We start from the raw sequence: 23,874 nt of genomic DNA on the forward strand, positions 1-23,874 counted from the left end.
GCCATGTCAGGCCATCTCAACCACGACACCGCCGCCCGGCTGCTGGATCTCACGCCGGGCGAGCTGAGCCGGCTCGTGGATCGGGGCGTTATCCCGCGTGTCGACAAGAACGCCTACAACCTGGCCCCGTTGGTGCACGCGTATGTACGCCATCTGCGCGACGAGGCCGGGCGGATCGAGCGCGCCCCCACGCAGGCAGAGATCGCCGCGCACCTGGATATCAGCGACAGACGTCTGCGCGAACTGCTGACCGAGTTCGGCCTCGACCACAAGCAAGTTCCCTTGGCGGAGATCCGCATCCGCTACCTGCGCAAGCTTCGGGAAGAGGCGGCTGGCCGGGCTGCAGCCGACGGCTCGATCGACCTGCCGACCGAGCGCGCCTTGCTCGCTCGGTCGCAACGCGAAGGGCAGGACATCAAGAACGCCGTCGCGCGCGGCACCTACGCCCCCATCGACGTCCTCACCGACGTGCTCTCCAACGCAGCCCAGTCTGCCGTGGATCACTTCGACCAGATCCCCGCCGGCATCAACCGCGTCTGCCCCGGCCTGCCGCAACCCGTGCGCGATCTGGTCATGAGCGAAATCGCTCGAGCACGCAACGAGATGGTCCGCAAGACGGCCTCGCTGATCGCCGACGCCCTGGACCCGTTCGACATCCAGGAAGACGACTCGCCCGACGCCTCAACGGAGGCCGACTGACCCATGACCGCACGACTGCCCACCGAAACCGTCGAGGCCCTGAAGCGCGCGATTGAAGCGGGCCTGCGCCCCCTCAAGGCCGACCCGCCCGTTCCCTACAGCGTCTGGGCCGCGGAGCACTTCGATCTGGACGAAGAGTCGAGCCACCAGCGCGGTCTGTTCGTGCCGTGGCCGTTCCAGATCGGTTGGATGGATGCCTTCTCCAACGACGACATCGAGGAGGTCGACGTCGAGAAGGCCAAGAGGGTGGGCTACACCAAGACCGTGGTCGGCTTCGCCGAATACAACGCATCTCACCGCCGCCGCAAGCTCGCCATCTGGCAACCCACCGACGACGACCGTGACAGCTTCGTCAAGTCCGAGATCTCGCCGTGTTTCGATATCTGTCGCGCGCTCGATCCCGTCCGCCGTCTCGGCCGCGACGACGACACCATGAAGTTCAAACGTTTTCGTGGCAGCGTGCAGCACTACCTTGGCGCCAAGGCCGCCCGCAGCTTTCGGCGCATCACCATCGCCGTGGCCATTCTCGACGAAGTCGACGCCATGGATCAGGTCGTCGAGAAGACCATCGACCCCGTCACCGGCGCCAAGGGCCGGCTAGAAGGCGCGCCGTTCCCCAAGCTCATCCTCGGCACCACGCCACGCCACAAGCTCACCAGCCACGTCCGCCGCCGCGTGCAGGCCGCCGAGGCCATCATGGAGTTCCGCATCGACTGCCCGCATTGCGAGCTCGATCACCCTCTGATGTGGGGCGGGTCAGAGGTCCGCCATGGCTTCAAGTGGGACAACGGCGACCCCGCCACCGTCCGCCACGTCTGCCCGCACTGCAACGAGTCCATCACCCAGGCCGACTACCTCTCCATCTGGGAAGCTGGCCGCTGGGTCAGCCGCTGCGGCGATTACCTCTACGACCACACCGCCAAGGTCTGGACCGACAGCCACGGCACCCCGCGCAAGCCCCCGCGCCACGTCGCCTTCGTTAACGTCTGGACGGCCTACAGCCCGCAGCGCGCCTGGTCCGATATCGCCCGCGAGTTTCTCGAGGCCCGCAAAGCACAGAAGCTCGGCGACAGCGGTCCCATGCAGGGCTTCAAGAACGAGACCCTCGCCGACGTCTGGGAAGAAGAATACGACCACACCGACGCCAGCCTGCTGCGTGCTCGTGCCCTCACGGACATCGACATCCCCCTGCAGCTCGTGCCCCAAGGCGCCTGCAAGATCCTGCTCGGCATCGACACCCAGCAAGACCGCTGGGAAGCCGTCGCCTGGGCCATCGGCGAGGGCGAGGAGATGTGGCCTATCGACTACCGCGTCATCTACGGCAACCCTGCTCAGCAGCAGGAATGGTTCGAAAAGCTCAACCCCGTCATCGAAGCCACCTACCGCCACATCAACGGCCACACCATGCCCATCGACGCCGTCGGCATCGACACCGGCGGCACCAACTGGACGCACCAAGCCTACACCTACTGCCGCGCCATGAACGCCCGCAAGGTCTTCGCCACGAAGGGCGACCAGGCGCTTGGCGCCCCGATCAAGATGAAGCCCAGCTGGGTGGATGTGAACGCCTTCGGCAAGACGCTCAAGCGCGGTATCAAGCTCTGGCGCATCTGCGTCGACACCGCCAAGGATCTGCTCCATGGCCGGCTCGATAAGGTCAAGCAGCCCGGCCCCGGCTATATCCACCTCAACCGCCACCTGCCGCCCGAATGGTTCGACCAGCTCACCGCCGAGCACCGCATCAAGGTGCGTATGGCCCACGGCTGGGCAGACCGCTGGGTATGCCCCAGCGGGCACCGCAACGAGGTGCTCGACTGCACCGTTATCGTGCTGTTCCTAGCTCAGGCCATGGGCTATCACACCACGCCCGCCAGCACTTGGCAAAAGTGGCGGGATGCCCTCGCGCCCGACCTGTTCAGCGCGCCCGCGCCTGCACAGGCACACCCGCCCGCTCCGCAAACACGCACTGAGTTGCCTCGAGCACCGACTACGCCCAGCCCTACCCCCATGGCCGCGCTCCTCGCCCGCCGCCAGGCCGCGGCCAACCCCACACCGGAATCGTCATCATGGCTGTAGAGATCAACGACCACGAAGAGGCCATCATCGATGCCGTGCGCGAAACGGTGATGGAAATGCTCCGCGACCAGGAGGTCGAGATCATCCGGCGCATCCGCGCGCGCATCGGCGGCGAGCAGTTCTACCTTCCCAAGGACGGGCGCGACAGCCAGCGTGCCGGCCGTGACGCCGCCATCCGCGCGGAGCGCGCCGCGGGGCTCAGCATCCGGGCGCTGGCCAAAAAGCACAACATCAGCCCCAGCCACGTGATGCGCGTCCTGCAAACGTCTGCAGAAGGGCCAGCAGCGCGATGACCGCCAAGGTGTACCGTCTTTTCCTGAAAGACGGTACACCCCCGCCAGCACGATACGCTGGCCATGGAAACCCTAGCCGAACTCCAAGCCCAGCTTGCTGCCGCCCAAGACGCCCTTGCCCGTTTGCGCGAGGGGCGCATGGTGCGCGCGGTCCAGATCGACGACGTCCGCCGCGAGTACGCCACCCCCAAGGTGGAAGAGCTCGAGCGCACCGTCGCCACCCTGCAATCCCGCATCGCCGCGGCCGGTGGTGGCGGAAGCCGGCGCCGCGGCCTCGTGGTGGTGCTATGACGGCACTCCCCCGATCGAAGCCGCACTTGCGCCCACGCACCGCGGCCAGCGCCTATACCGCCGCCAGCCACACCAACCCCGACCTCAAATCCTGGCAGCCGGCCATCGCCAGCGCCGACGCCGAGCTGCTGCCCGAGCTCGGCACCATCGTCGCGCGCTCACGCGACCTCGTGCGCAACTCGGGGATCGCCGCCGGCGCCGAGCAGACCATCGTCGACAACGTCGTCGGAACCGGCTTGCGCCTCAACGCTGCGCCCGACTGGCGCGCCCTCGGCATCGACCGCGACGCGGCCGAGGCCTGGGCCAACAACGTCGAAGCCTACTGGCGCATGTGGGCAGACACCACCGCCTGCGACACTACCGGCCGCATGACTTTCGCCGACCAGACCGCCCTGGTCGCGCGCAGCGTCTTCCAGTCCGGCGCCGCGCTGGCCTTGCCGCTGTGGCTGCCCGAACCCGGCGAGCCTTATGCGCTGCGCCTGCAGATCCTCGACCCCGATCGCCTCTGCAACCCCAACCACGCCCCCGACCGCGACGGCCTGCGCGGCGGCATCGAGGCCGATCGCTACGGTCGCCCCCAAGCCTACTGGCTGCGCAGCACGCACCCCTTCGAAGGCTTCAGCCTACGCAGCGCCGCCGGCGAATGGCGGCGCATTCCCGCCCGCACCGAGTGGGGCCGCGCGCGCATCATCTACTGCGCCCCGATCACCCGCCCCGGGCAAACACGCGGCGTCCCCGCGCTCGCTGCCGTGATGCGCCAGTTCAAGGTGCTGGGCGACTACCAGAGCGCCGAACTCAAGGCAGCCGTCGTCAACGCCATGGTCGCCCTGGTCGCAGAAACGCCGATGGATTCCGAGGCCCTCGCCACGCTCTTCAGCGGCGACAGCGAGTTCGCCAGCCTCCTGGCCGCCCGGGGCGAGGTCAAGCCCAAGGAAGGCATGATCATCCCGCTGCTGCCCGGCGAGCGGCTCAACGCCGTCGCCCCCGCGCGCCCGGCCGCAGCCTTCCCCGCCTTCACCATGGCGGTCATGCGGCACATCGCCGCCGGCCTCAACATCCCCTACGAACTGCTGCTCAAGGACTTCTCTCAGACCAACTACTCCAGCGCCCGTGCCGCGCTGCTCGAAGCCTGGCGCTACTTCAAGAGCCGCCGCGCCTGGCTGGCTGCCCACTGGGCGCGGCCGGTCTATGAACTGTGGCTGGAAGAAGCCATCAGCAAGGGCCACGTCGACGCGCCGAACTTCTACGCGCGCCGCGCCGCATGGAGCCGCGCGCGCTGGATCGGCCCCGGCCGCGGCTGGATCGACCCGGTCAAGGAGGCCAACGCCTCCGAGACCCGCCTGCGCATCGGTATCACCACCCTCGAGGATGAATGCGCAGAGCAGGGCGCCGACTGGGAGGAAGTCGCCGAGCAGCGTGCGCGCGAGAAGGCCAAGCTCGACGAACTGGGGCTCGACCAAGCCACAGCGGCGCCGGATGCGGCGCCCGGCAGCGCAGCGGACGACGAAGATCAAGGCGAAGACGACGCGGATGACGCACGCGACGACGATTCCGAAGATCAACGCCAGCGCGCAGAGCGGGCCCTCGACAGCCGGGTGCTCGATCTTCTCGGGGGGCACTCGTGAGTCTGCTGCGCAGTAAGGCCTTGCTCGCCGTCGTGGCCGAGCGGGTCGCGGCGGCGGAACGCAAGCTCGCGGACCTCCTCGCACGGCAGCTGGAGCGCGGCGAGCCGGGTGCGCCCGGACCCGCAGGCGAGCGCGGTGCCGAAGGCCCTCGCGGCGCACCAGGGCATCCGGGCCCCCGCGGCGAAAAGGGCGAGCCCGGCCCGATGGGGCCGAGAGGCGAGAAGGGGCCACAGGGCCCGCCCGGCCCGGCAGGCCCCCCTGGAGAGAAAGGCGATCGAGGCCCGCAAGGCGAACCGGGCCCAGTCGGTCCGGCGGGCCCCGCCGGGCGGGCAGGCGATGTCGGCCCCACGCCGCGCCACGAATGGCGCGGCTCCAAGCTGCGCTTCGAGCAATCCCCCGGCACCTGGGGAGACTGGACGGACCTGCGCGGTCCCCGGGGCCCGGTCGGCCCGGCGGGCGGCGGTGGGGGATCCGGTGGCGGCGACCTGGCCCGGCTACTGCCCGGTGGCGCGCACGTGGAGCCCGCCGGTCTTGCCGTCCTCCAGGCTGGCCAGTGGGTGCAACTCCCCTGGACCGCCTTCATCAGCATGATCGAAGGGGCCCTCGAAATGGGTGAAACCAACATGGCGCGCCGCGTTGACTTCGTCGGCGACACGCTGATCTACCGCGGCGAGGCCGCCCCCGGTGCCGACGAGGCAGCCCCCGTCTGGCGCATCAAGCGCATCCAGTTCGGCGCAGATGGCGACGTCACCGAGACCTGGGCAGATGGTGTCGCCGAGTTTGCACACGTCTGGACGGACCGTGCTTCGCTGACCTACCTGTAACCATAGTGACCGCCTACCTCTGGAACCTCCTCATCGCCCTGGATCAATTCGCCAACGTGCTGTTGCCCCCGATTCTGAACCTGATCTTGTGCCCCACGGTGGCGCGCTTCGGCCATCTCGACGAGACGATCTCCAGTGTGCTCGGCAAGAACGAGGAGTCGGGGGCGTGCGTGGGTTGCAGGCTGATCTGCCGACTGCTGCACATCTTTGATCCGGGCCACTGTGACAAGTCAATTGAACGTTACGAGGGTGTGGCATGAAGACCTATCGCGTAGTTCGCAAATCTGACGGTGCGCTCGTCTATCAGTACCAGTCCGAGACTCCTGTCGAGTGGTCGGGAATGAGCTTTGAGGAGTGCGATCACGTCGAAGAGCCGCAAGAGGTTTCGCCCGAGGCGGACACGCGCGTCTTTGGTGGTCGCCGTCGTCTGACCAAGCTCGAATTCGTTGCGCTGCTTGGCGACGCCTTCCCGGCAATTCTGACTGCTGCCAAGTCCAGCGTTCAGGCAGAGGCGTGGGTGAAGGTCGTTGAGTTGGCAACGCCCGACCCCGACACCTACTCGATTGACCTCGACGACCCTCGCCTTGAGCTGGGCCTGCGGGCGTTCGAGGCAATGAATGTGATCGATACCGGAACTACCGAGCGAGTGCTGAATGGCTGACAGATACTGTGATCATGGCGCCTACGGGGCGTCGAACCGTCTGGGTCTGAACAACCCCGTCTGGGGTGTGCCCCAGGATGGCGACGGCACCTCTCCGAGCGTATCGACCACTGCAGGCACCGCATTGATCTCGTTCAGTGCCACCCCGACGAGCGGCACAATCTCGGTGTGCGGCGTCACGATCAGCACTTCTGGCGTGCTCAATGCTGCAAGCGCAGATGCTGCAGCCAACGCCCTGGCGACGAACATCAACGCAACGACAACTACGGTTGCAACAGGCGTGTCTGCAGGCGTGCCTCAGTTGCGCAACATGGTCTTCGCTCGCGGCCCCTCGGGCGGTGCTCCGTCAGGTACGTGTCAGATCATGATGCGCGTGGGCGCGACCTCGCTCAACCACGCAACGAACCCGCTTTGCCTGATCGCCACCACGTTCAACAACGTGACCTCGAACGCGGCAAGTCACCAATTTTCCGGTGGCGTTGGCGGGTGCTGGGGCTGGGTCTGGAACCTCGAGACGGCACTCGGCGTTGCGAGCTCCATCATACCGACAGCCTACGGTGTGATCGGTTCTTCTCGCCCTATCGGTGGCACCGTCGCAGATGGTGACGTGGTGCATATCCGGGCTGGAAAGCTCGTCGCATTCACCGAATCGACCAGTCGAGAGTTCCACACGATGTACCAATGCGGGACTCCGCAGAACCCCGTCGAGTTTCGCGTCGATGACGGCACTGTATGGACTGCCGATGCGGGTCAGAACCTTGTGTTCGAGTTCAACTATGGCGGCGGTCTGACGACTGCATTTAACCTCGTTCACGCAATCCATCAGAATTCGCAAGTGATCTTTTCGGGCGCGAAGTACGCGAACGGCACTCGCAACTGGCGTTGGATTGGTAACAGCAATAGTCCCTCCAACTATATGTGCAGTCTGCGATGGCTGCCAACTCCGGCGCTGTTCAAGAACTTGCATATCGAGGATGCGGGCACCGCGACCAACAACGGCGCACTTCGCTTGATGCAGGCGGGCGTCACGTTGCCTGCGAGCAAATGCGCCGTCTTTGAAGATTGCTTCGTCGGGCTCGCTCGCAACCGAACCATCCAGTTCCGCCAAGCGAACTATCGCGGCAAGGTTCGCTTTATCGGGTGCCACATCGACATGAAGCTCGCTGTGGCGCCGGCAGACGTAGTCATTGAAATGACCTCCGGCCAGGCGAACATTGTCGAGATCATCGGTACGAAATTCACCGGCTTTGTGTCGGGCTCGACTCTGTTTTCGCCCAACGGAAGGACGCTTTTCTACATCCTCAACTCCGAGCTTGGCAACATCACCAAGTTGGGCGCATCGGCGATGGGACGTGATCTTCTGGCCTCTGAAGAATTCGTTTGGGTCAATCAGGTCGTCAATAGCGCTCAGAAGGGTTACTTCTTCTACGAGGACAACCTGGGCCAAGCATCCTGGGATCCGAATTCGAACCAGCCGGTCCTGAACGCGCTTCTGATCGATGGCGTGACTAAGACTTCGCTCCGGGCAAATACCACCAGCGTGTCGTCTTTGCTCAGTCGGACTAGCGCATTCAGACTCCCGCCTATCGTCAAGGTCAATACGCTGGGTGATACGCCCATTCAGTACGCGCTGGAGTTCCTGGCTGACAAGACCCTTCCGGCCCCGACCGGGAGCACGATCTGGGTTGAGTGCCTGTACGTCGATTCCACTGGTGCTCATCGCACCGAAAGCACCTTCGGAGGCGCAATTGCGGCATCTGGCGTCTCTTGGTATCCAGAAGACGTGAGTGGTTCGCCGTTCTTCGGTGCGCTGACCTACAACAAGCATCGAATCTCGGCAAGCACTTCGGCCCCGGTCAAGGCCGGCACCGAGGTCACGTTCGTAGTGAGCGTGTGTCAGCCCTCTTCGAACGCCGCGCAGTTCTATTTCTTCGATCCGTCGCCGTCGATGGGGGCTGCCTAATGCTTGGCGTCTTTTCTGGCGGGCCTGGTTGCGTGCCTGGAATCACGCACTACCCGCAGTATCGCGGGCGCGTATCCACGAACGCTGGCGGTGCGCTTCTTTCTAGACAGACGCTGCCGGAAGACCCTGCCGGCACCTACACCCTGCGTCTCGAGAACATCGTTCCTGGTTCCAGATTCCGAGTCGAGGCTGACCAGTCCGGCGTGGCGCTCGCGGACGGCATCGCAACTCAGTCAGTTGTGAGTATTCCTCTCCAGCTTTACGCGGCTGGCAGCCCACTCAACAGTTTGCGCATCAAGGTGCGCAAGGCCAGCGAAGAGCCGTACTTCCGGCCTTTCGAGTCTCAAGCCACAGCGCAGTCCGGGGTTGTGACTGTTTTCGTTTTCCAAGAACCCGATGAATAAAGGAGCCATACATGGCAATCACTGCATCTGATTTCTCGGTTGCCCTTAACGGCGACCTTCGTTCCATCGCTGGCAGCACCGTCTATACAGCACTTGAACTGCACGCTTGGTTGCAAGACCTTGCGGACAACCCTGCGCCAACCAGTGACGATCAGGTCTCGATCCTAGGCGCAAACCCTTCGGAGCTGGCGGGTAAGCGAAACGCCCTGCGTCCGATGGCGGTCACGCTGCTCAACGGCATCAACGTCGATGACACGACCAGCCGCCGCTTCAAGTTCGGCTCCATTGAGCAGCAGAATGGGCAGGTGCTCTACACCGGCCTGAAGACCATCGGTACGGTGCCGGGTGACGCCTCGATCTACATCGTCCAGAACAACGCCAAGATCAACGGTGGCACGAAGTGGTGGCCTGCTGGTCCGATTCAGACGCTTGTCAAAGCAAGAGCCGCAGGCACGCTGATCGCCGGTAACACGGTGGCCGGCACCGCCCAGCCCGCAGGCTACGCAACGGTGTTCGCCCGCGAGTTCGGTCGTACGTACTCGCACTTCGACGCGGACCTCGGTCCAGGCTCGGAGCAACAGGCTGCGCTTTCTGTCTCGACCGACCCGAACATCACACTGTCTTCGGCTCAGGCCCAAGCCAAGTTCGCAGACATCACTATCACCGTCGGCACAACCAACCAGACGCTAGGCGGTGTCACCAAGGAATATCGCGGCACGATCACGCTGGCGAACGGCATCACAGTGGCTGAAGCCTATCAGGCGCTCCAGTGGGCTACGTCCGAGTCCTCGGCGGCGACGATCAACGGTGAACCTGGCTGGCGCTACCGCAAGCTGCTCAGTGCCTACCCTGAGAACCAAGCGGCGCCGTTCGGCACCTTCGCGGGCGGTAAGCTCTTCGTCGCACAGGGTTGGTGGCTCGCTGGCGTGCTGCCAGCCGACTCGAAGAACTACCAGTTGATCTCGCACGACGGCACGACCGTGACTCCGCCGACGACCATCGGCGTGACCGTGGGCAACCTCGTGGTCGGAGACTACGTGATCGCGGCCAAGGACGACGGCGCGGGCAGCTTCGATTTCACGCACTCCGCGACCGGCTCCGCCGCCGCCACGACTGTGACGCTATCGCCCGCCCCGGACGCCAGCCAGCCCGCCACGGGCACGATCCGTATCAACGGCAACAAGCACAGCTACACCGGCAAGTCGGGCAGCACGCTAACCGGCCTGTCGCCCGCGATCCCGACAGGTGGCTACAGCACCGCACCGGCCTTCTTCACATATATCGACAAGGTGGCGGCATCTGCGTCCGAGTCGTCCGCGCCGTTCAACTACGTGAGCACTTTCAACATGCGTGCACGGGTTCGCAATGGCAACGACGTGAGCGCTATCGTGCCGTTCGAGTCGGTGTTCTCGGTGACGGAGGCCGGCGGCTCGGTGAACTCTGTTCGGACCGCAGACGTTTAAGGGTCGACCATGACCATCACGGTCGATTTTCCCGCCTCCCGCATTCGAGTGTCGTCCGACCAGACGGCGCTCGATGTGGGCGCGCTCTACGCCGCGATCAAGGACGCCCAGGACAGCGAGACCGGGGTGATGTACGCACCGATCGCTGCCGGGGCGGGCCGGTTCGACCTGGGTGGGGGGCGCATTTCCGGCCTCGTCGTGCGGTTGAATTCACCGTGGCAGGTTGAGTTCTTGGGCTCGGGTCAGCGCACGGTCGACGGTGGCACGCTGATGGGTGGAGCAGGGGGCCAGCCGGTGGCTGTGACCGAAGGCACGCAAGTGGTATTGAACCGGCCGGCAGACGCCTTTGGAGTCAGCACCAGCGGCACCCCCGCGCCCACCGCCGAGGAGGTGGCCAATGCCGTTGCCGCGCGTCTGTCCGCTCTCACGTTGAAGCAGTTCATCGCGCTGAGCTGACCGTGTTTGCCCGGTGTACCGTCTTTTCCTGAAACACGGTACACCCCCGCCCGCACCATGCGGGCTATGCGAAACCTTGCCTACCTCGCCGGTCGCCTCTACAACACCCCGCTGCTGATCCACCCGGACAAAGCAGAGGTCATCGAGCGCGTGTTCGCCGCCAAGCTTGGCGCCGACGTCCTGCTCCAGGACACGGCGGACATCGAGCGCCCATCGCCCGAAGCCGTCGCCTACGCATCCCCGCGCTACGCCGACAAGCCCTACATCGTCACCGAAGGTCAGGTCGCCATCATCCCGGTCATGGGCTCGCTCGTGCAGCGCGCCGGCGGTCTGGACGCCCTGTCCGGCCTCACTGGCTACAACCGCATCGAGCGCCTCTACCGCCACGCACAGGCCGACCGCGATGTACGCGGCGTCCTGCTCGAGCTCGATAGCCCCGGCGGCGAGGGCGCCGGTCTGTTCGACCTTGCCGACCTTCTGCGCAACGCCGCCAAGCCGGTCTGGGCGGCCGTCAATGAAATGGCCTTCTCCGCCGGCTACGCCATTGCCGCCGCCGCGCAGCGCATCAGCGTCACCCGCACCGCCGGTACCGGCTCGGTCGGTGTCATCGCCCTGCATATGGACCAGTCCGAGCGCGACGCCAAGGACGGCCGCCGCTACACCGCCATCTACGCCGGCGCGCGCAAGAACGACTTCTCCAGCCACGAGCCGCTCTCCACCGATGCGCGCCAAGTGCTGCAAGCCAGCATCGACCGCATGTATGCCCTATTCGTCGATCACGTCGCCGCCGCCCGCAGCATGAAGCCCGAGGCGGTGCGCGCCACCGAGGCCGGCCTCTTCGAAGGCCAGCTCGCGGTCGACATCGGTTTTGCCGACGTCGTGCAGCCCTTCAACGACACCCTGCTCGAACTCGAACAGCACGTCGCCGGCACTCGCACCCAGTTTTCAAACCAGGGCATCGCTGCCCGCCACACAGGAGTTCGTTCTATGAACGGCACCGAGAACCCCGCGGCGGGGGGCGAAACCGCCAACACCGGCTTCACCCAAGCCGACCTCGATCGCACCCGCGCCGAAGCCCACGCCGCAGGCGTCAAGGCCGGCGCGGAAGCCGAGCGCACCCGCATCACCGGAATCTACGGTCATGCCGAAGCCGCTGGCCGCCGCGCCATGGCCGACAAGTGCGTTTCGATGGGCCTCACCGTCGAGCAAGCCGGCGAACTGCTCGCAGCGGCGCCCAAGGAAGCCGCCCAGGCCGCTGCCGACCCGCTGTCGCGCGCCATGGGCGGCATCCCCAACCCCGCCATCGGTGCCGACCCCGCCGACCCGACCGAAACCACCGCAGAAGCCGAGGCCGCGAAGATCGTCGCCTTCGCCTCGCGCCGCCCCAAGTAAGGAGCCCGCGTCATGCATGCCTCGTTCTCCAAGGACGCCTACGCGCCCGACAACCTCATCGCCGGCAATGCCGACCTGCTCATCTCGCGCAAGGTCACCATTCCCTCCGGCCAGACCAACCTCAAGCGCGGGGCCCTGATGGGCAAGATCACCAGCGGCGGCAAGTACGTGCTCAGCCTCTCCGCCGCTACTGACGGCAGTCAGACGCCCGACGCAGTGCTCGCCCACGACGTCGGCACCACCACCGCCGACACCGAAGCCCTGATCTATGTGCGCGGCGACTTCCAGTCCGCCGCCATCACCTTCGGCGCCGCCCACACCGCCGCCAGCGTGCGCGAAGGCCTGCGCGCCAAGGGCATCAACCTCATCGACACCTTCGGAGCCTGACCACCATGGATCTGTTCTCGACCAACGTGCTCGCGGCTGCCGTAGGCAGCCTCTTCACCCCGCAGACCTTCCTGCTCGACAACTTCTTCCCCACCATCCAGACCGAGCAGTCGGAAGAAATCCACTTCGACATCGACACCGGCAAGCGTCGCGTGGCGCCGTTCGTCTCGCCGGTCGTGGCCGGGCAGGTGGTCGCCTCGCGCGGCTTCCACACCGCCACCTTCAAGCCCGCGTACATCAAAGACAAGCGCGTCTTCGACGTCAACCGGCCGTTCAAGCGCGCCATGGGCGAGCAGATCGGCGGCGCCCTCGCGCCCGCCGACCGCCTGCGCGCCATGCTCGCCACCGAGCTCGAGGACCAGATCGGCATGGTCACCCGCCGCATGGAGCTGATGGCTGCTCAGGCCATGCGCACCGGCAAGGTCATCGTCACCGGCGACCAGTACCCCACGGTCGAGGTCGACTTCCAGCGCGACGTCGCGCTCACCGTCGTGCTCACCTCTACCTCCCGCTGGGGCGAATCCGGCGTCAAGCCGCTCGACAACCTGCAGGCCTGGTCGCTACTGGTCACCCAGAAGTCCGGCGCCCGTCCGCGCACCGTCGTGATGGACGTCGAGGCCTGGAAGCTCTTCGCGGCCGATGCCGACGTGCAGAAGCAGCTCGACCGCTTCCGCGGCAATGCCACCCTCGAACCGGTCAAAACCGGCGCGGGCGGCAGCTACATGGGCAGCGTCGGCGACTTCGATATCTACGTCTATGCCGACTGGTACGTCGACCCGGCCGACGGCCAGGAGAAGCCCATCCTGCCCGCCTACACGGTCATCCTCACCTCGCAGGAAGTGCAGGGCACGCGCGCCTTCGGCGCCATCCGCGACGAAGCGGCCGGCTTCCAGGCCGTGCCGTACTTCGCCAAGTCGTGGGTGAACGATGACCCCGCCGTGCGCTACCTGCTCATGCAGTCGGCCCCGCTCACCGTGCCGTACCGCGTCAATGCCTCCATGGGCGTCACCGTCCGCTAACCGGGAGACTGGACCATGAAGCTCACCGCACGCATCACCCTGCACACCCCGAAAGGGGTGGTGCAGCCCGGCGAATCCATCGAGATCAAGGACAAGGACGAAGCTGCGTACCTGATCTCGATCGGCGCGGCGGCCGATCCCGCCGCATCCGCCGCGCCTGTCGCGACGGACGAAGCCGTCCAGCCCCCCGAGGCCTGATCAACGTGCTCGACGTTTCCGCACTCAAGCGCCAGGCCTACGCCGACCTCGGCGAGCCGGTCACTCCGGCTGCCGGGGCAGTGTTCTACGCCCTGTTCCGGCTGTCCGACGTCGACCCGCTCGGGGTGCCTTCCGTCGCCGGCGACTGCGAGCTGCGCTACCTGCTCGAATCGGCCGCGCTTGAGGTAGGAGACGTGCTCACCCTCCGCGGCCAGCAGTACCGCGTCGCCGACGACCCCTACCGCATCGGCGACGGTCGCGAGGCCGTTGTCCGTCTGCGTGAGGTCGCCGCCTGATGTTCGCCCTCGAATCCCCGCTTCTCGCCCGCCTGCAAGCTGACTCAGCCCTCGCCGGCTGGTCGGTGCGCAGCAGCGCCGCCGAGACCACCCGGCGCCCGCTGCCGGCCGTCGAAGTGCAATGCGAGGGTGCCGACATCACCGACGCTCGCAACACCGCGGTCGCCGTCGGCGTCACCTGGGGCGTGCACCTCATCGCCCAGTACAGCCCCACCGCGTTCGCCGAGCTCGACGCCGCCTTCGCTGCTGTCGTCGCCCACCTGCACAACTGGGCACCCGGCACGCACGGCGGTCGCGCCTGGCAGCGGCTGCAGCTCCAGCAAGTGCAGCGCGAGACCACCGACCAGGGCCTCATCGCATACAGCCTCATTTTCAAGACATCCGCCCGCTACGACGGGCAACCGTAACTTCAGGAGATCGTCATGGCTCTGATCCACACCAGCAACGAGTACCAGATCCCGCGCGGGCGTGTGTACTTCGACCCCCGTAACGCCCTGGATCAACTCACCGGCGAGGAGGCGTTTGGCAACTGCCCGTCGTTCGCGATCAGCATCGAAACCGAGAAGCTCGAGCATTTTTCCAGCGAAACAGGATTGCGCGAGAAAGACGACAGCCGTGTCGTCCAGGTCAACCGCACCGCATCCCTCACCTGCGACAACGTGAGTTTCGACAACCTCGCGCGTTATCTCTCGGGCCAGATCGAAACCGTCTCGCAGACCGCCGATGCAGTCAGCGCTGTCACCATGGCCGTAGTGCCCGGCCGCTACTATCAGCTCGGCCGTAGCGACACCAACCCTGCAGGCCATCGCAACATCTCGGCCCTGGTCGTGACCAACGAGGCCGGCACCACCACTTACGACGCGGGCGATGACTACGCGGTCGACCTCGTCAAGGGTCGTCTGCAGATCTTGGCCGGCGGCGACATTGTCGCGGGCAACATCAAGGTCAGCTACACCAAGGGCGTCAAGTCCTGGAAGCGCATCAAGACCGGCGCCGCATCCGAGCTGCGGGGCGCAATCCGCGTCGTCTCGGACAACGCCGGCAGCACCAACCGCGACTACTACATGCCGCTGGTCACGCTCAAGCCCGCCGGCGAGCTCCCGGTGATCGCCGAAGAAGCCGAGTACGTGACCATGGAATTCGAGCTTGAGGTGCTGACCCCGCCCAACGGCTCGGCCATCTATCTCGACGACGCCCCGGTCGCCGAGTAACCCGATCGCCAGACCAGAGCGCCTTGCACCGCAGGGCGCTCGAGCCTGCCGACCTGTACCGCGCCATGACCGAGCCCGCATCCACCACCACCGCAGCAGCCACCGCCGGCAGCATCATGATTGCTGGCCTGGCCACGGGCCTGCCCGCCGAGCTGATTTTCCCTGCGTTCGTGGGGTCGCTGTGGGCGCTGCGCACGGCCGACCAGGGCGGCCCCTGGGCGCGCGCCTTGCAAGTGCTCATCGGCACCCTTTTCGCAGCCTGGACGGCGATGCCGCTGGCGCTGTTCGCGGCCACGCTCGCGCCCGAGTCGGCTGGTGTCAGCCCTGAGCTATTGCGTTACCCCGTGGCGTTCGCGCTCGGGTGGGGCGGGCTCAGTATCCTGCTCGACCGCATCGGTCGATTCATGGGGGGGCTGCAATGACGCCGGCTGTCCTGTTCGTGGTTCTCGAAGTGGCGGCGGGCTGCGTCATCGCCTGGCAGTCCATCGCGCACCTCAACCGCATGAGCCGCTGCACACGCCTGCCCATCGTCCTGGGCTGGGTGCTGCTCGGCGGTGCCGCCGCGGCGATCGTTGCCGCAGTACTCGCCGGGCACACTGCGCCCGATCTCTACAGCGCCGCCACGCTCGCCGGCGTCGCGCTACTCGTTGCCGCAGACAAGAGGCGTCTATGATCACCGCGCTCATCAACCGGATCACCGGGCTGCTGCGGCCGTCGCCGTCGCCGGCAAACCATCCGCCCAGCGCCCCGGAATCGGTCATGCTGCCGCCGGCCGATCTCGTCACCCCTGCGCTGCTCGAGCGCCTGGGCGCCAGCCGTGCCAACGCCGCCACCTACGCCGCGCCGCTCAGCCGCGCGGCGCGCGAGTACGGTATCACCGCCCCTCGTCAGCTCGCGGCGTGGCTCGCCAACCTGGCGCACGAGAGCGGCCGGTTTGCCACTCTCGAAGAGCGCCTGGGCTACACCGCCCCGCGCCTGGCCGCGGTTTGGCCTGGCCGCTATGCCGTGCGCGGCCCCAACGGCGCGTACGTGCGCGATACCGCCGGCACCGGCTACCAGCCCAACGAGCTCGCGCGCAGCATCGCGGGCAGTCCGGTGCAGATCGCAAACCTCACCTACGCCGATCGCCTGGGCAACGGCCCGGCCGAGTCCGGCGACGGCTGGCGATACCGCGGGCGTGGTCTCATCCAGATCACCGGCCGCGCCAACTACCGCGACTGCGGCGAGGCGCTCGGCCTGCCGTTGCTCCTACGCCCCGAGCTGCTCATCGAACCCGAACACGCCGCGCGCTCTGCCGCCTGGTTCTGGGCCCGCAACGGGCTCAACGCTCACGCCGACGCCGGCCGGCTCGACCAGATCACACGCCGCATCAATGGCGGTCTCAATGGCCATGGCGACCGCGTCAGCCTCTACGAGATCGCCCTTGGCCACCTGGGAGGGGCCTGATGTGCTACCCGCCGCTTATCGTCTTCCTGCCGCTCTGGTGGCTGTCGCAGTGGCAGCTTGGGGCGTTTACGACCTCGGCCGCACGGCTGGCCGCGATGACTGTGCCGCGCGCATTGCCGCGGCTGCGGTCGCCGCTGCTGACGCTGCACGTGCAGACGCAGCGCTTGAATCCGACCGCCGGCACGCGGCCGCCCTACAGCATGCACAGGCCGCCGCTGCGGCTCGTGAGCGCCGACTGAAAGGTCAGCTCGATGCCCTGCGCGAAACGCCTCGCCCCGATTGCGGCCTGCCTGCTGGCCGCCTGCACAACTACAACGCCGCCATCGATGCTGCCAACGCCCCCGATGCGCCCCACGGCCTGCGCGCAACCCTGCCCGCCACTACCCAATCTGGGCAGTAACGACGAGATCGCCGCAGTGATCTGGACGCACGAACTCATCGACGCCGCCGGCCAGTGCAGACGCCTGCACGCTGAATGCCGGAGTGCACGCTGACCATGGCTCGCAACCCCGTTACCCGCATCATCATCACCGCCAGAGACGAGGCCTCGGCGGTGTTCGGTGGGCTCAAAACAAAAGCTGCGGCCGTGGCGACAGCCATTGCCGGCTACTTTGGCGTGCGCATGTTCGGCGACGCGCTGGGCAGCGCGCGCGAGTTCGAGTCGGCCATGTCTCGCGTAGCCGCCGCATCCGGCGCCACGGGTGCCGAGCTCGCATCCCTACGCCGCGCGGCCGACGAGGCCGGCACCAACACGCGCTACACCGCAACAGAGGCGGCCAACGCGCTCGAGACGCTGGCCAAATCCGGCCTCAACGCCTCGAGCGCGGTCGAGGCGTTGCCCGCGGTGCTCAACCTGGCGCAGGCCGGCGGGGTAGGGCTCGCCGAGGCGTCCGAGTTTGTCACCAAGGCCGTCAACGGCATGGGCCTGTCGTTTGCCGAAGCAGGGCGCGTAGCCGACGTGCTGTCTGCGGGCGCCAACGCCAGCAACACCAGCGTGCAGGGGCTCGCGGGTGCGCTGTCGTATGCTGCGCCGGTGGCCAACGCGCTCGGGCTCAGCCTCGAGGATACGGTCGGCATCATCGGCAAGTTTGCCGACGCCGGCATTGACGCCAGCCGCGCCGGCACCGCGCTCAATAGCATTCTCAGCCAGTTCGCCAACCCGGCGAGCAAGTTCCGGCAAGAGCTCGCCGCCGCTGGCATCACCACCAGCGACTTCAACACCGCCCTGCGCGAGCTCGCGGCCGCCGGGCCCGAAGGTCAGCGCGCCGTGCTGGCCGTGGGTCAAGAGGCGGGCCCCGCCCTGCGTGCGCTGCTCAACCAGGGCATGGGCGCGCTCGACGAGCTCACCGCCAAGCTGCAAGACGCCGCCGGCAGCGCCCAGGCCACTGCGGCGGTCATGAACAACAACCTCGACGGCGCCATGACCGGCCTCGGCTCGGCGTGGGACGCACTGCGCCGCGCGTTTGTCGAGCCCCTGCTGCAGCCCATTACCGAGCAGGTCAACCGCCTGGCTGGCGGTCTGCGCAATTTCGTGACCGGGGGCACCGCAAAGGCCTTTGGCGATGCGCTCGTCAGCGCCTTCCAAGCGGGCGCAAAGTGGGCCGAGGAGTTCGTCGGCAAAATCGACTTCGACGCCGTAGCCGCGCGCCTGAGCACGCTGGCCAGCGAGGTGGGCGCCTTTTTTGCTCGCCTGGGCGAGCAAGCCACGGACGCCGGAAACCGCGTCCAGCTCGCCTACGGCGTCATGTCTGCCGGTATCAACACTGTGCTGGCGGCGGTCTACAAGCTCGGGCAGGGCATGTCGTGGCTCACGTCCGCGTTCCTGGCTGACCTCGCGCTGATCACCCAGGGGCTGGCCAAGATCACGTTTGGCGACGTGAGCGCCGGGTTTGCACAGGCGGCTGCATCAATGCGTGAGCAGGCCCAGGCGGCGTACTCGGTGTTCGAGGCGTTTGGGGCCAAGGCAGACGCCGCGTTTGACGCCGCCGTGGCCGGCGCCGATCGGGCACAAACGGCCTGGGGCGCGCTGCAGGGCACGACGCAGGCCGCAGCAGCGCAGACCGTGGCCGCGCTCGAACAGGTTGGCCAGGCCGCGGGGCTGACGGCCGACCAACTCGACGCGCTGGGCGAGGGCGCGCAGGTGATGGGCGGCAAGGTGGTCGACGCGGCCACCAAGGCCGCCGGAGCGGCCGGCGAGGTCGATAGGCTCGGTGCGGCCGCGGGGCGTGCAGCAACGGGTGTTGCAAACGTCAAGGCGAGTGCAGAGGAGGTTGCGGTAGCGTTCCAGCGCCTCGGTGTAACGAGCACTGCCGAGCTCAAGCGGCTCGCCGACAACGCTCGGCGAGACTTCGAAACCATTCGCGACAGCGGTGTTGCCAGCAAAAACGACATCCAGGCCGCGTTCATGGCATACGCAAAGCAGGCGATCGAGGCCAACGGCGGTGTGGTTGCGTCATCGCTCCAGCTCGCGGCGCGGCTGCATGGTGTGCAGCTCGGCGCAGATGAGATGGGGCGGGCTGTCGTCTCCGCTGCGGTGTCGGGTGCTGCAGCGATGCAGTCGCTGGGCGCTGAAGCAGAAGAAGTTGCTGAGCGTATCGGCATGATCGAGCGCGCGGCTATTGGTCTGTCTGATGCCATGGATGGCGTCTCGGGTGCTGCGGCGCAGGCATCTGGCCGCGGCGGCCCCGCGCGTTTGATGGACTCTGGCGAGTACGCGCTACTCGGCCGCGCCGAGCGTCTGGGTGGCCTGGCGTTGCGCAAGGAGATCGAGGATCAGCTCCGGCAGATCGGGCGGGCAACGTCGCCGGCTGGCATTGGGCTGGCGGGGATCTCGGAGCGGTACATCCAGCGGGTGCAAGACACGGTTGTTGCGCGCCTGGATGCGTTGCAGATCGATCAAGAGTCGGCCTCGAATCGATACCAGAGCAACGAGCCGCGCGTCACGTCGCAACAGCCGAAAGAGCAGGTCACAACCTATCGCGTCGAAATCGGCCGCGGTGCAGGGCGCAGCACCGCCATCAATGCCGCAAGCCAGCAGGACGCCGACGCGCTCGTCGAGCTGCTGCGCCAGCTCGAAGCAGACAGATCCCGGGCCTGACACGACATGCCATCCACACACCTTCTCGACACCATCGCGCTCCCCGCCGGCATGATCTGGCAGGACGAGTTCGACTGGTCGCCCGCCGTCTCCGCGCAAGATTATTCGGTGACCGGCGCGCTCATCATCGACGCCGGCCTGCGCCAGGCGGGCCGCCCGATCACCCTGTCGGCAAACGACACCCGCGGCTGGTCGGGCATGACACGCACAAAAGTGCAGGCGCTGCGCGCCCTGGCCGCGGTCCCGGGCGCAACCTACCCCCTGCAGCTGGCAGACGGCCGCAGCTTCACTGTGGCATTCCGCCCTGGCGATGAGCCCATCACCGCCCGGCAGCTGTGGGACCGCGAGCTGCCTCCGGCCGACTGGCCCTACATCGTCACCCTACGCCTCATCGAGATCTGACCATGCCCATCCAAGAGCAGAACATCGTATTCGTCGAAAGCCAGGTCATGGACGACGTGCCCGAGGGCGGCGGTGCCGCCACCGGCCGCGTCATTGTCGACGGCAAAATGAACAACGTGTTCGAGGACATCTCAGACCTCGATCGCGCCTACGGCCGATTCAACCTGCGCAAGATCTTCCTGGCCGTGCGCACCCTCAGCACGGACCTGTATGGCGGCGCCAAATCGGTCATCACCGCCCTGCCGCAGGACGATGCGCTCGGCTACACACTTTTCTCGAGCGCAGACCCCTTCGACACGCGCGCGCAGGCAGCAAACAAGGTTGAGGCCTATTTGTACAAAGGGCCTACCTGGGGCGGCTATCTGCTCGAGAACCACATCGCCGGCATGCGCGCGATCAGCCTCATCCAGCGCGTGGGCGCGCCGGTGCCCAATGTGGGTAAAACATTGGTGCTTGTGCTCAACGAAGGGCAGGTGAGCGAGGTCGAGCAGTACGTCCGCGTGACAGGGGTGGATGTGGTCGAGCGCACGTTCACAGACGGGCAGACCACTGCCGGCGACGACATCACGTTTACGCGCTGGGTCGTCACGCTCTCTCTGTCCGACGCCCTGCGCACAAATTTCCCCGGGCACGAGGCTCGCCGTCTCGACAGCCAATACACCTACACCGGCAAGACGCGCGTCCGCGACACCACTGTTGCAGACGCTACCCGCTATTACGGCGCCCAGCCAATTGCCGATGCGGCCGGGGTAGGCGACATCACCCTGCGAGCACAGAGCATCTACACAAAGCTGGTGCCCTCGGCGCAGACTGAGACGCCGCTCATCAACCAGGTCATCAGCCCCGAGGTGGTGGCCACGTACTCAGCTGGTGCGCGCACGGTCGACGTCGCTCAGCAGGCCCATACGCGCGCGCTCGGCGTCACGGCCGAAACCCGCCGCCTGAACTGGGTGGAAACCGTTGCGCCCATCCCCGCGCCGGGCGCGCTCTCAGTGTCGTTCCGCGCGCAAGGCAATTGGTACCAGCTGGCAGACAATGGCGCGGGCAATCTGGTTGCCAGTGACCCCAGCATCGGCGCGGGCACCGTCAGCTACAGCACGGGCGTCATCGCTGTCACGCTGGGCGCACTGCCCGATGTAGGCAGTCAGGTCATCATCGTCTGGGCGTCACCTGTGCACTACGATCAGCGGACGGGCTCGGCCGCAGACGCTGCCAGCTCGCTGGACATCGAGTACACGCTTGCTCATGCGCCTGTTGTCCCCGGCAGCTTCAGCGTGAGTTACCCGGTTTCAGGCGTGTCGCGTACCGCGACGGACACTGCAGCCACGGGGGCGATCGGGGGTACGGGTGTTGCCGGCCGGATCGACTATGCCACGGGCCGCGTGGTGCTGCGCTTCACCGCGCCGCCCGACCGCAGCGCATCGCTGTCCAACGGCTACACCTGGCGCGATGGGCTAGATCTGTTTTCGGGCACTTCTGCGACGATTACGGACAATGCATTCACAGTCCCCGGCACGGCGCCGTTCCGCAGTGCCGGCACCATGCGGCTGCTGGTGAGCATGCTGTATGGCAATGTGGAGGTCGACGCGTACCTGGCCGACGGCGGTGTGCTGCGCATACTGCCTGGGCGCGCCGAGTTGTCGGGGTATCGGTTCGCGTGGGCAGACCAGATCGTCGGTTCGCTGAATCTCGCATCGGGTTTGCTCCAGCTGACTGGCGCGCTGGACGTTGCCGGGGTGGCCACAATCGGCGTCACGATCTCCGGCTGGAGCGCGGTCATGCGCGAATTCGAATCCGCGTCGATTCGCGCTGGAGTGGTCGGGGTCTCGGACATCGCAGTCGAGCGCGACACGGCTGCATATGACCCGCAGTCTGTAGCCGCCGAGCTGTTCGCGATCAATGGCCCGGGCTTGGCACTCAACCTCACCGCAACGGTGTCCGATACGCTCGTGCCCAACTCCCTGCGATTCTCCGCGGCCGGCAAGACCTACGACGACCGCGACGGCGTGCTCTACGCCGACATCAACCCCGCAACTGGCAGCGGCATCGTAGCCGGGTCTGTGGACTACGGCACCGGGATTGCGCGCATCACGTTCTGGGCCGACGGCGCCGGGGCTGGGGTCAGCGTTGCGAGCTGCCTCACGCGGTACGGCCAATGGACGGCGGTAGATGCCGCGTTCAGGGCCGTGCTGTCCCCGATCAAGCCCGAGGCACTGTCAGTGACAGCCACCTCGCGTGACGGGACCGTGATCAGCGGCACGGCCGACGCGGACGGCGAGATATCCGGGGCTCTCGTACGGGGCAGCATCAACTACGAGATGGGCACCGCTGCCCTCGAGTTCGGTGTCCTGGTCGGTGGGGTGTGGCAGTCGCGCGAAGTGCTACCCGAAACGATCCGCTACAACGCCGTGGCGTACAGCTACCTGCCGCTCGACGCCGACATCCTCGGCATCGACCCGGTACGCCTGCCGTCTGACGGCCGCGTGCCGATCTACCGCGCGGGCGACGTGGTCATGGTCATGCACACCGCCGAGACAGCACCGGCTACCGTCACCAACGGCGGGACGATCAACTGCGGCCGCACCCGTATCGGCTGGGTGCGTGTGCTGGATGCCAACGGGGCCGTCGTCATCAGCGGCTACAGCCTGGATCGCGCCACCGGCATCGTCACCATCGACGACGCCACCGGCATCACCATGCCTGTGCGCGTGCGGCACACTGTTGGGGATCTGCGGCAGGTCACTGACGTGCAGATCACCGGCCAGCTCACCCTGGCGCGCCCGCTCACCCACAACTACCCGGCGAACGAGTCCATCGTCGCATCCTGCCTCATCCACGGCGACCGCCGCGCGCGCGTCAGCGCGGTGTGGGATCAGGCGACCTGGGGCGGCACCTGGAGCGACTCGCTGATCGGTAGCGAGGCCACGGCCACGCTCGACACCATCGCGCACCCGATCCAGGTCACCAACGAGGGCGCCGAGACCGAACGCTGGCTGCTGCGCTGGACCTCGACCACCAACGTCGAACTGATCGGGCAGCGACGCGGGCTCGTGTTCAGCGGCCCCTTCACCGCCGACATCGCGCCCATCAACCCGCGCACCCGCAACCCGGACGGCACGGGCGGCGCCCCGTATCTGCGCATCCCGCTCGCGGCCAACGGCGGGGGCTGGAGCACCGGCAACGTGGTGCGCATCAACACGGTCGGCGCCCTGGCCGACATTTGGATCGCGCGCTCGATCCAGCAATCCGACGAACCCCTCGGCGATGGTGAGGACGGCGTGGAACTGTACGCGCTGGGCAACATCGACCGGCCGTAATTGAGGACAGATAGATGGCGACGAAACTCGATACGCAAGTCAAATGGTTTCACAGTGCTCAACCGGACGCGCCCGTGCTCAATGGGCAGGCGGGTAGCCTTATCAACGTGCTGGATGCGTGCCTCCTTAACGGTTATTCGGTTCGCACCCCGGACAGCGTGGTCGTTTCCGGCGGCGTTGCTACCGTGGGGATTTCGGCGGGGAACCCCTACGAGAAACACGCGGTGGTCGAAATCAGTGGTGCAAGTGATTCGGCGCTCAACGGGCAATGGCGCATCGTAAGCGGTAACCGAGCGGCGTTCTTGCCTACTTCGAGCGCGGGTGGAGATCGGATCGAAGCGGATTGGCCGCGAA

27 protein-coding genes are annotated in these 23,874 nt (G+C 66.6%); all 27 read left to right on the forward strand.

Annotated elements, in window-relative coordinates; all coding sequences use genetic code 11:
- The first annotated feature begins 3 nt into the window (after window positions 1-3).
- A complete protein-coding gene (locus B447_RS17555) occupies window positions 4-699 on the forward strand; it encodes a terminase small subunit (RefSeq protein WP_002943565.1) in 696 nt (231 codons plus the stop codon).
- A 3-nt stretch (window positions 700-702) separates the two neighbouring features.
- Window positions 703-2,775, forward strand: a complete 2,073-nt coding sequence (locus tag B447_RS17560) for a phage terminase large subunit family protein (protein ID WP_002943566.1) — start codon at window positions 703-705, stop codon at window positions 2,773-2,775.
- A complete protein-coding gene (locus B447_RS17565; protein WP_002943567.1) occupies window positions 2,766-3,068 on the forward strand; it encodes a Mor transcription activator family protein in 303 nt (100 codons plus the stop codon). Before B447_RS17560 ends, B447_RS17565 begins: the two co-directional genes overlap by 10 nt.
- Before the next feature lie 63 nt (window positions 3,069-3,131).
- Entirely contained in the window at window positions 3,132-3,359 is a 228-nt protein-coding gene (gpW, locus tag B447_RS17570; protein WP_002943568.1) for a gpW family head-tail joining protein, read from the forward strand.
- Between the two features lie 26 nt (window positions 3,360-3,385).
- On the forward strand, window positions 3,386-4,984 hold the full coding sequence (locus B447_RS17575; protein WP_002943569.1) for a phage portal protein: 1,599 nt from the start codon (window positions 3,386-3,388) through the stop codon (window positions 4,982-4,984).
- 515 nt (window positions 4,985-5,499) lie between these two features.
- Window positions 5,500-5,808: a hypothetical protein gene (locus tag B447_RS22900; protein ID WP_232431667.1), complete on the forward strand. Its 309-nt coding sequence runs from the start codon at window positions 5,500-5,502 to the stop codon at window positions 5,806-5,808.
- Between the two features lie 5 nt (window positions 5,809-5,813).
- Window positions 5,814-6,068: a hypothetical protein gene (locus B447_RS17585; RefSeq protein WP_002943575.1), complete on the forward strand. Its 255-nt coding sequence runs from the start codon at window positions 5,814-5,816 to the stop codon at window positions 6,066-6,068.
- Window positions 6,065-6,469 (forward strand): hypothetical protein, encoded by a 405-nt coding sequence (locus B447_RS17590; protein WP_002943576.1) that lies wholly within the window; start codon window positions 6,065-6,067, stop codon window positions 6,467-6,469. The genes B447_RS17585 and B447_RS17590 overlap by 4 nt, the downstream gene beginning before the upstream one ends.
- Window positions 6,462-8,432: a hypothetical protein gene (locus B447_RS17595; RefSeq protein ID WP_157384722.1), complete on the forward strand. Its 1,971-nt coding sequence runs from the start codon at window positions 6,462-6,464 to the stop codon at window positions 8,430-8,432. Before B447_RS17590 ends, B447_RS17595 begins: the two co-directional genes overlap by 8 nt.
- On the forward strand, window positions 8,432-8,836 hold the full coding sequence (locus tag B447_RS17600) for a hypothetical protein (protein ID WP_002943579.1): 405 nt from the start codon (window positions 8,432-8,434) through the stop codon (window positions 8,834-8,836). Before B447_RS17595 ends, B447_RS17600 begins: the two co-directional genes overlap by 1 nt.
- An 11-nt stretch (window positions 8,837-8,847) precedes the next feature.
- Window positions 8,848-10,299: a hypothetical protein gene (locus B447_RS17605; protein ID WP_002943584.1), complete on the forward strand. Its 1,452-nt coding sequence runs from the start codon at window positions 8,848-8,850 to the stop codon at window positions 10,297-10,299.
- A 9-nt stretch (window positions 10,300-10,308) separates the two neighbouring features.
- Entirely contained in the window at window positions 10,309-10,755 is a 447-nt protein-coding gene (locus tag B447_RS17610; protein WP_002943586.1) for a hypothetical protein, read from the forward strand.
- Between the two features lie 66 nt (window positions 10,756-10,821).
- Complete coding sequence (locus tag B447_RS17615; RefSeq protein ID WP_002943596.1) at window positions 10,822-12,147, forward strand: S49 family peptidase; 1,326 nt, start codon at window positions 10,822-10,824, stop codon at window positions 12,145-12,147.
- A gap of 12 nt (window positions 12,148-12,159) precedes the next feature.
- Window positions 12,160-12,534, forward strand: coding sequence for a head decoration protein (locus B447_RS17620; RefSeq protein ID WP_002943597.1), 375 nt, complete (start codon window positions 12,160-12,162; stop codon window positions 12,532-12,534).
- Between the two features lie 5 nt (window positions 12,535-12,539).
- Window positions 12,540-13,553 (forward strand): major capsid protein, encoded by a 1,014-nt coding sequence (locus tag B447_RS17625; RefSeq protein WP_002943599.1) that lies wholly within the window; start codon window positions 12,540-12,542, stop codon window positions 13,551-13,553.
- Between the two features lie 15 nt (window positions 13,554-13,568).
- Window positions 13,569-13,751, forward strand: a complete 183-nt coding sequence (locus B447_RS17630; RefSeq protein ID WP_002943603.1) for a hypothetical protein — start codon at window positions 13,569-13,571, stop codon at window positions 13,749-13,751.
- Between the two features lie 5 nt (window positions 13,752-13,756).
- Window positions 13,757-14,047, forward strand: coding sequence for a hypothetical protein (locus tag B447_RS17635; protein WP_002943605.1), 291 nt, complete (start codon window positions 13,757-13,759; stop codon window positions 14,045-14,047).
- On the forward strand, window positions 14,047-14,454 hold the full coding sequence (locus B447_RS17640; RefSeq protein ID WP_002943608.1) for a hypothetical protein: 408 nt from the start codon (window positions 14,047-14,049) through the stop codon (window positions 14,452-14,454). Before B447_RS17635 ends, B447_RS17640 begins: the two co-directional genes overlap by 1 nt.
- Window positions 14,455-14,469: 15 nt before the next feature.
- Window positions 14,470-15,258, forward strand: a complete 789-nt coding sequence (locus B447_RS17645) for a hypothetical protein (protein ID WP_002943610.1) — start codon at window positions 14,470-14,472, stop codon at window positions 15,256-15,258.
- A 23-nt stretch (window positions 15,259-15,281) separates the two neighbouring features.
- The gene (locus B447_RS17650; RefSeq protein WP_002943614.1) at window positions 15,282-15,680 is read left to right on the forward strand and encodes a hypothetical protein; all 399 of its coding nucleotides are present in this window, start codon (window positions 15,282-15,284) and stop codon (window positions 15,678-15,680) included.
- Window positions 15,677-15,931 carry a hypothetical protein gene (locus B447_RS17655; RefSeq protein WP_002943619.1) on the forward strand — a complete coding sequence of 85 codons (255 nt, stop codon included), beginning with the start codon at window positions 15,677-15,679 and terminating at the stop codon, window positions 15,929-15,931. Before B447_RS17650 ends, B447_RS17655 begins: the two co-directional genes overlap by 4 nt.
- Window positions 15,928-16,704 carry a glycoside hydrolase family 19 protein gene (locus B447_RS17660; protein ID WP_002943622.1) on the forward strand — a complete coding sequence of 259 codons (777 nt, stop codon included), beginning with the start codon at window positions 15,928-15,930 and terminating at the stop codon, window positions 16,702-16,704. Before B447_RS17655 ends, B447_RS17660 begins: the two co-directional genes overlap by 4 nt.
- Window positions 16,704-16,943 carry a hypothetical protein gene (locus B447_RS17665; RefSeq protein WP_002943624.1) on the forward strand — a complete coding sequence of 80 codons (240 nt, stop codon included), beginning with the start codon at window positions 16,704-16,706 and terminating at the stop codon, window positions 16,941-16,943. The genes B447_RS17660 and B447_RS17665 overlap by 1 nt, the downstream gene beginning before the upstream one ends.
- A 257-nt stretch (window positions 16,944-17,200) precedes the next feature.
- A complete protein-coding gene (locus B447_RS17670) occupies window positions 17,201-19,801 on the forward strand; it encodes a phage tail tape measure protein (protein WP_198291834.1) in 2,601 nt (866 codons plus the stop codon).
- Between the two features lie 6 nt (window positions 19,802-19,807).
- Window positions 19,808-20,203, forward strand: a complete 396-nt coding sequence (locus tag B447_RS17675) for a hypothetical protein (protein WP_002943629.1) — start codon at window positions 19,808-19,810, stop codon at window positions 20,201-20,203.
- 2 nt (window positions 20,204-20,205) lie between these two features.
- A complete protein-coding gene (locus B447_RS17680; RefSeq protein ID WP_002943630.1) occupies window positions 20,206-23,520 on the forward strand; it encodes a hypothetical protein in 3,315 nt (1,104 codons plus the stop codon).
- Between the two features lie 14 nt (window positions 23,521-23,534).
- Window positions 23,535-23,874, forward strand: a 340-nt coding sequence (locus B447_RS22655; protein WP_002943632.1) for a hypothetical protein, incomplete at its 3' end; no start/stop codon positions are given.

The organism is Thauera sp. 27, from assembly GCF_000310125.2.
Taxonomy (GTDB): Bacteria; Pseudomonadota; Gammaproteobacteria; order Burkholderiales; family Rhodocyclaceae; genus Thauera; species Thauera mechernichensis.

What these genes read in the sequence shown, in the direction of transcription:
- B447_RS17555 (WP_002943565.1), top strand. Translation starts at nt 4, where the DNA reads ATGTCAGGCCATCTCAACCACGACACCGCCGCCCGGCTGCTGGATCTC.
- B447_RS17560 (WP_002943566.1), top strand. Translation starts at nt 703, where the DNA reads ATGACCGCACGACTGCCCACCGAAACCGTCGAGGCCCTGAAGCGCGCG.
- B447_RS17565 (WP_002943567.1), top strand. Translation starts at nt 2,766, where the DNA reads ATGGCTGTAGAGATCAACGACCACGAAGAGGCCATCATCGATGCCGTG.
- gpW (WP_002943568.1), top strand. Translation starts at nt 3,132, where the DNA reads ATGGAAACCCTAGCCGAACTCCAAGCCCAGCTTGCTGCCGCCCAAGAC.
- B447_RS17590 (WP_002943576.1), top strand. Translation starts at nt 6,065, where the DNA reads ATGAAGACCTATCGCGTAGTTCGCAAATCTGACGGTGCGCTCGTCTAT.
- B447_RS17595 (WP_157384722.1), top strand. Translation starts at nt 6,462, where the DNA reads ATGGCTGACAGATACTGTGATCATGGCGCCTACGGGGCGTCGAACCGT.
- B447_RS17600 (WP_002943579.1), top strand. Translation starts at nt 8,432, where the DNA reads ATGCTTGGCGTCTTTTCTGGCGGGCCTGGTTGCGTGCCTGGAATCACG.
- B447_RS17605 (WP_002943584.1), top strand. Translation starts at nt 8,848, where the DNA reads ATGGCAATCACTGCATCTGATTTCTCGGTTGCCCTTAACGGCGACCTT.
- B447_RS17610 (WP_002943586.1), top strand. Translation starts at nt 10,309, where the DNA reads ATGACCATCACGGTCGATTTTCCCGCCTCCCGCATTCGAGTGTCGTCC.
- B447_RS17615 (WP_002943596.1), top strand. Translation starts at nt 10,822, where the DNA reads ATGCGAAACCTTGCCTACCTCGCCGGTCGCCTCTACAACACCCCGCTG.
- B447_RS17620 (WP_002943597.1), top strand. Translation starts at nt 12,160, where the DNA reads ATGCATGCCTCGTTCTCCAAGGACGCCTACGCGCCCGACAACCTCATC.
- B447_RS17625 (WP_002943599.1), top strand. Translation starts at nt 12,540, where the DNA reads ATGGATCTGTTCTCGACCAACGTGCTCGCGGCTGCCGTAGGCAGCCTC.
- B447_RS17630 (WP_002943603.1), top strand. Translation starts at nt 13,569, where the DNA reads ATGAAGCTCACCGCACGCATCACCCTGCACACCCCGAAAGGGGTGGTG.
- B447_RS17640 (WP_002943608.1), top strand. Translation starts at nt 14,047, where the DNA reads ATGTTCGCCCTCGAATCCCCGCTTCTCGCCCGCCTGCAAGCTGACTCA.
- B447_RS17645 (WP_002943610.1), top strand. Translation starts at nt 14,470, where the DNA reads ATGGCTCTGATCCACACCAGCAACGAGTACCAGATCCCGCGCGGGCGT.
- B447_RS17655 (WP_002943619.1), top strand. Translation starts at nt 15,677, where the DNA reads ATGACGCCGGCTGTCCTGTTCGTGGTTCTCGAAGTGGCGGCGGGCTGC.
- B447_RS17660 (WP_002943622.1), top strand. Translation starts at nt 15,928, where the DNA reads ATGATCACCGCGCTCATCAACCGGATCACCGGGCTGCTGCGGCCGTCG.
- B447_RS17665 (WP_002943624.1), top strand. Translation starts at nt 16,704, where the DNA reads ATGTGCTACCCGCCGCTTATCGTCTTCCTGCCGCTCTGGTGGCTGTCG.
- B447_RS17670 (WP_198291834.1), top strand. Translation starts at nt 17,201, where the DNA reads ATGGCTCGCAACCCCGTTACCCGCATCATCATCACCGCCAGAGACGAG.
- B447_RS17675 (WP_002943629.1), top strand. Translation starts at nt 19,808, where the DNA reads ATGCCATCCACACACCTTCTCGACACCATCGCGCTCCCCGCCGGCATG.
- B447_RS17680 (WP_002943630.1), top strand. Translation starts at nt 20,206, where the DNA reads ATGCCCATCCAAGAGCAGAACATCGTATTCGTCGAAAGCCAGGTCATG.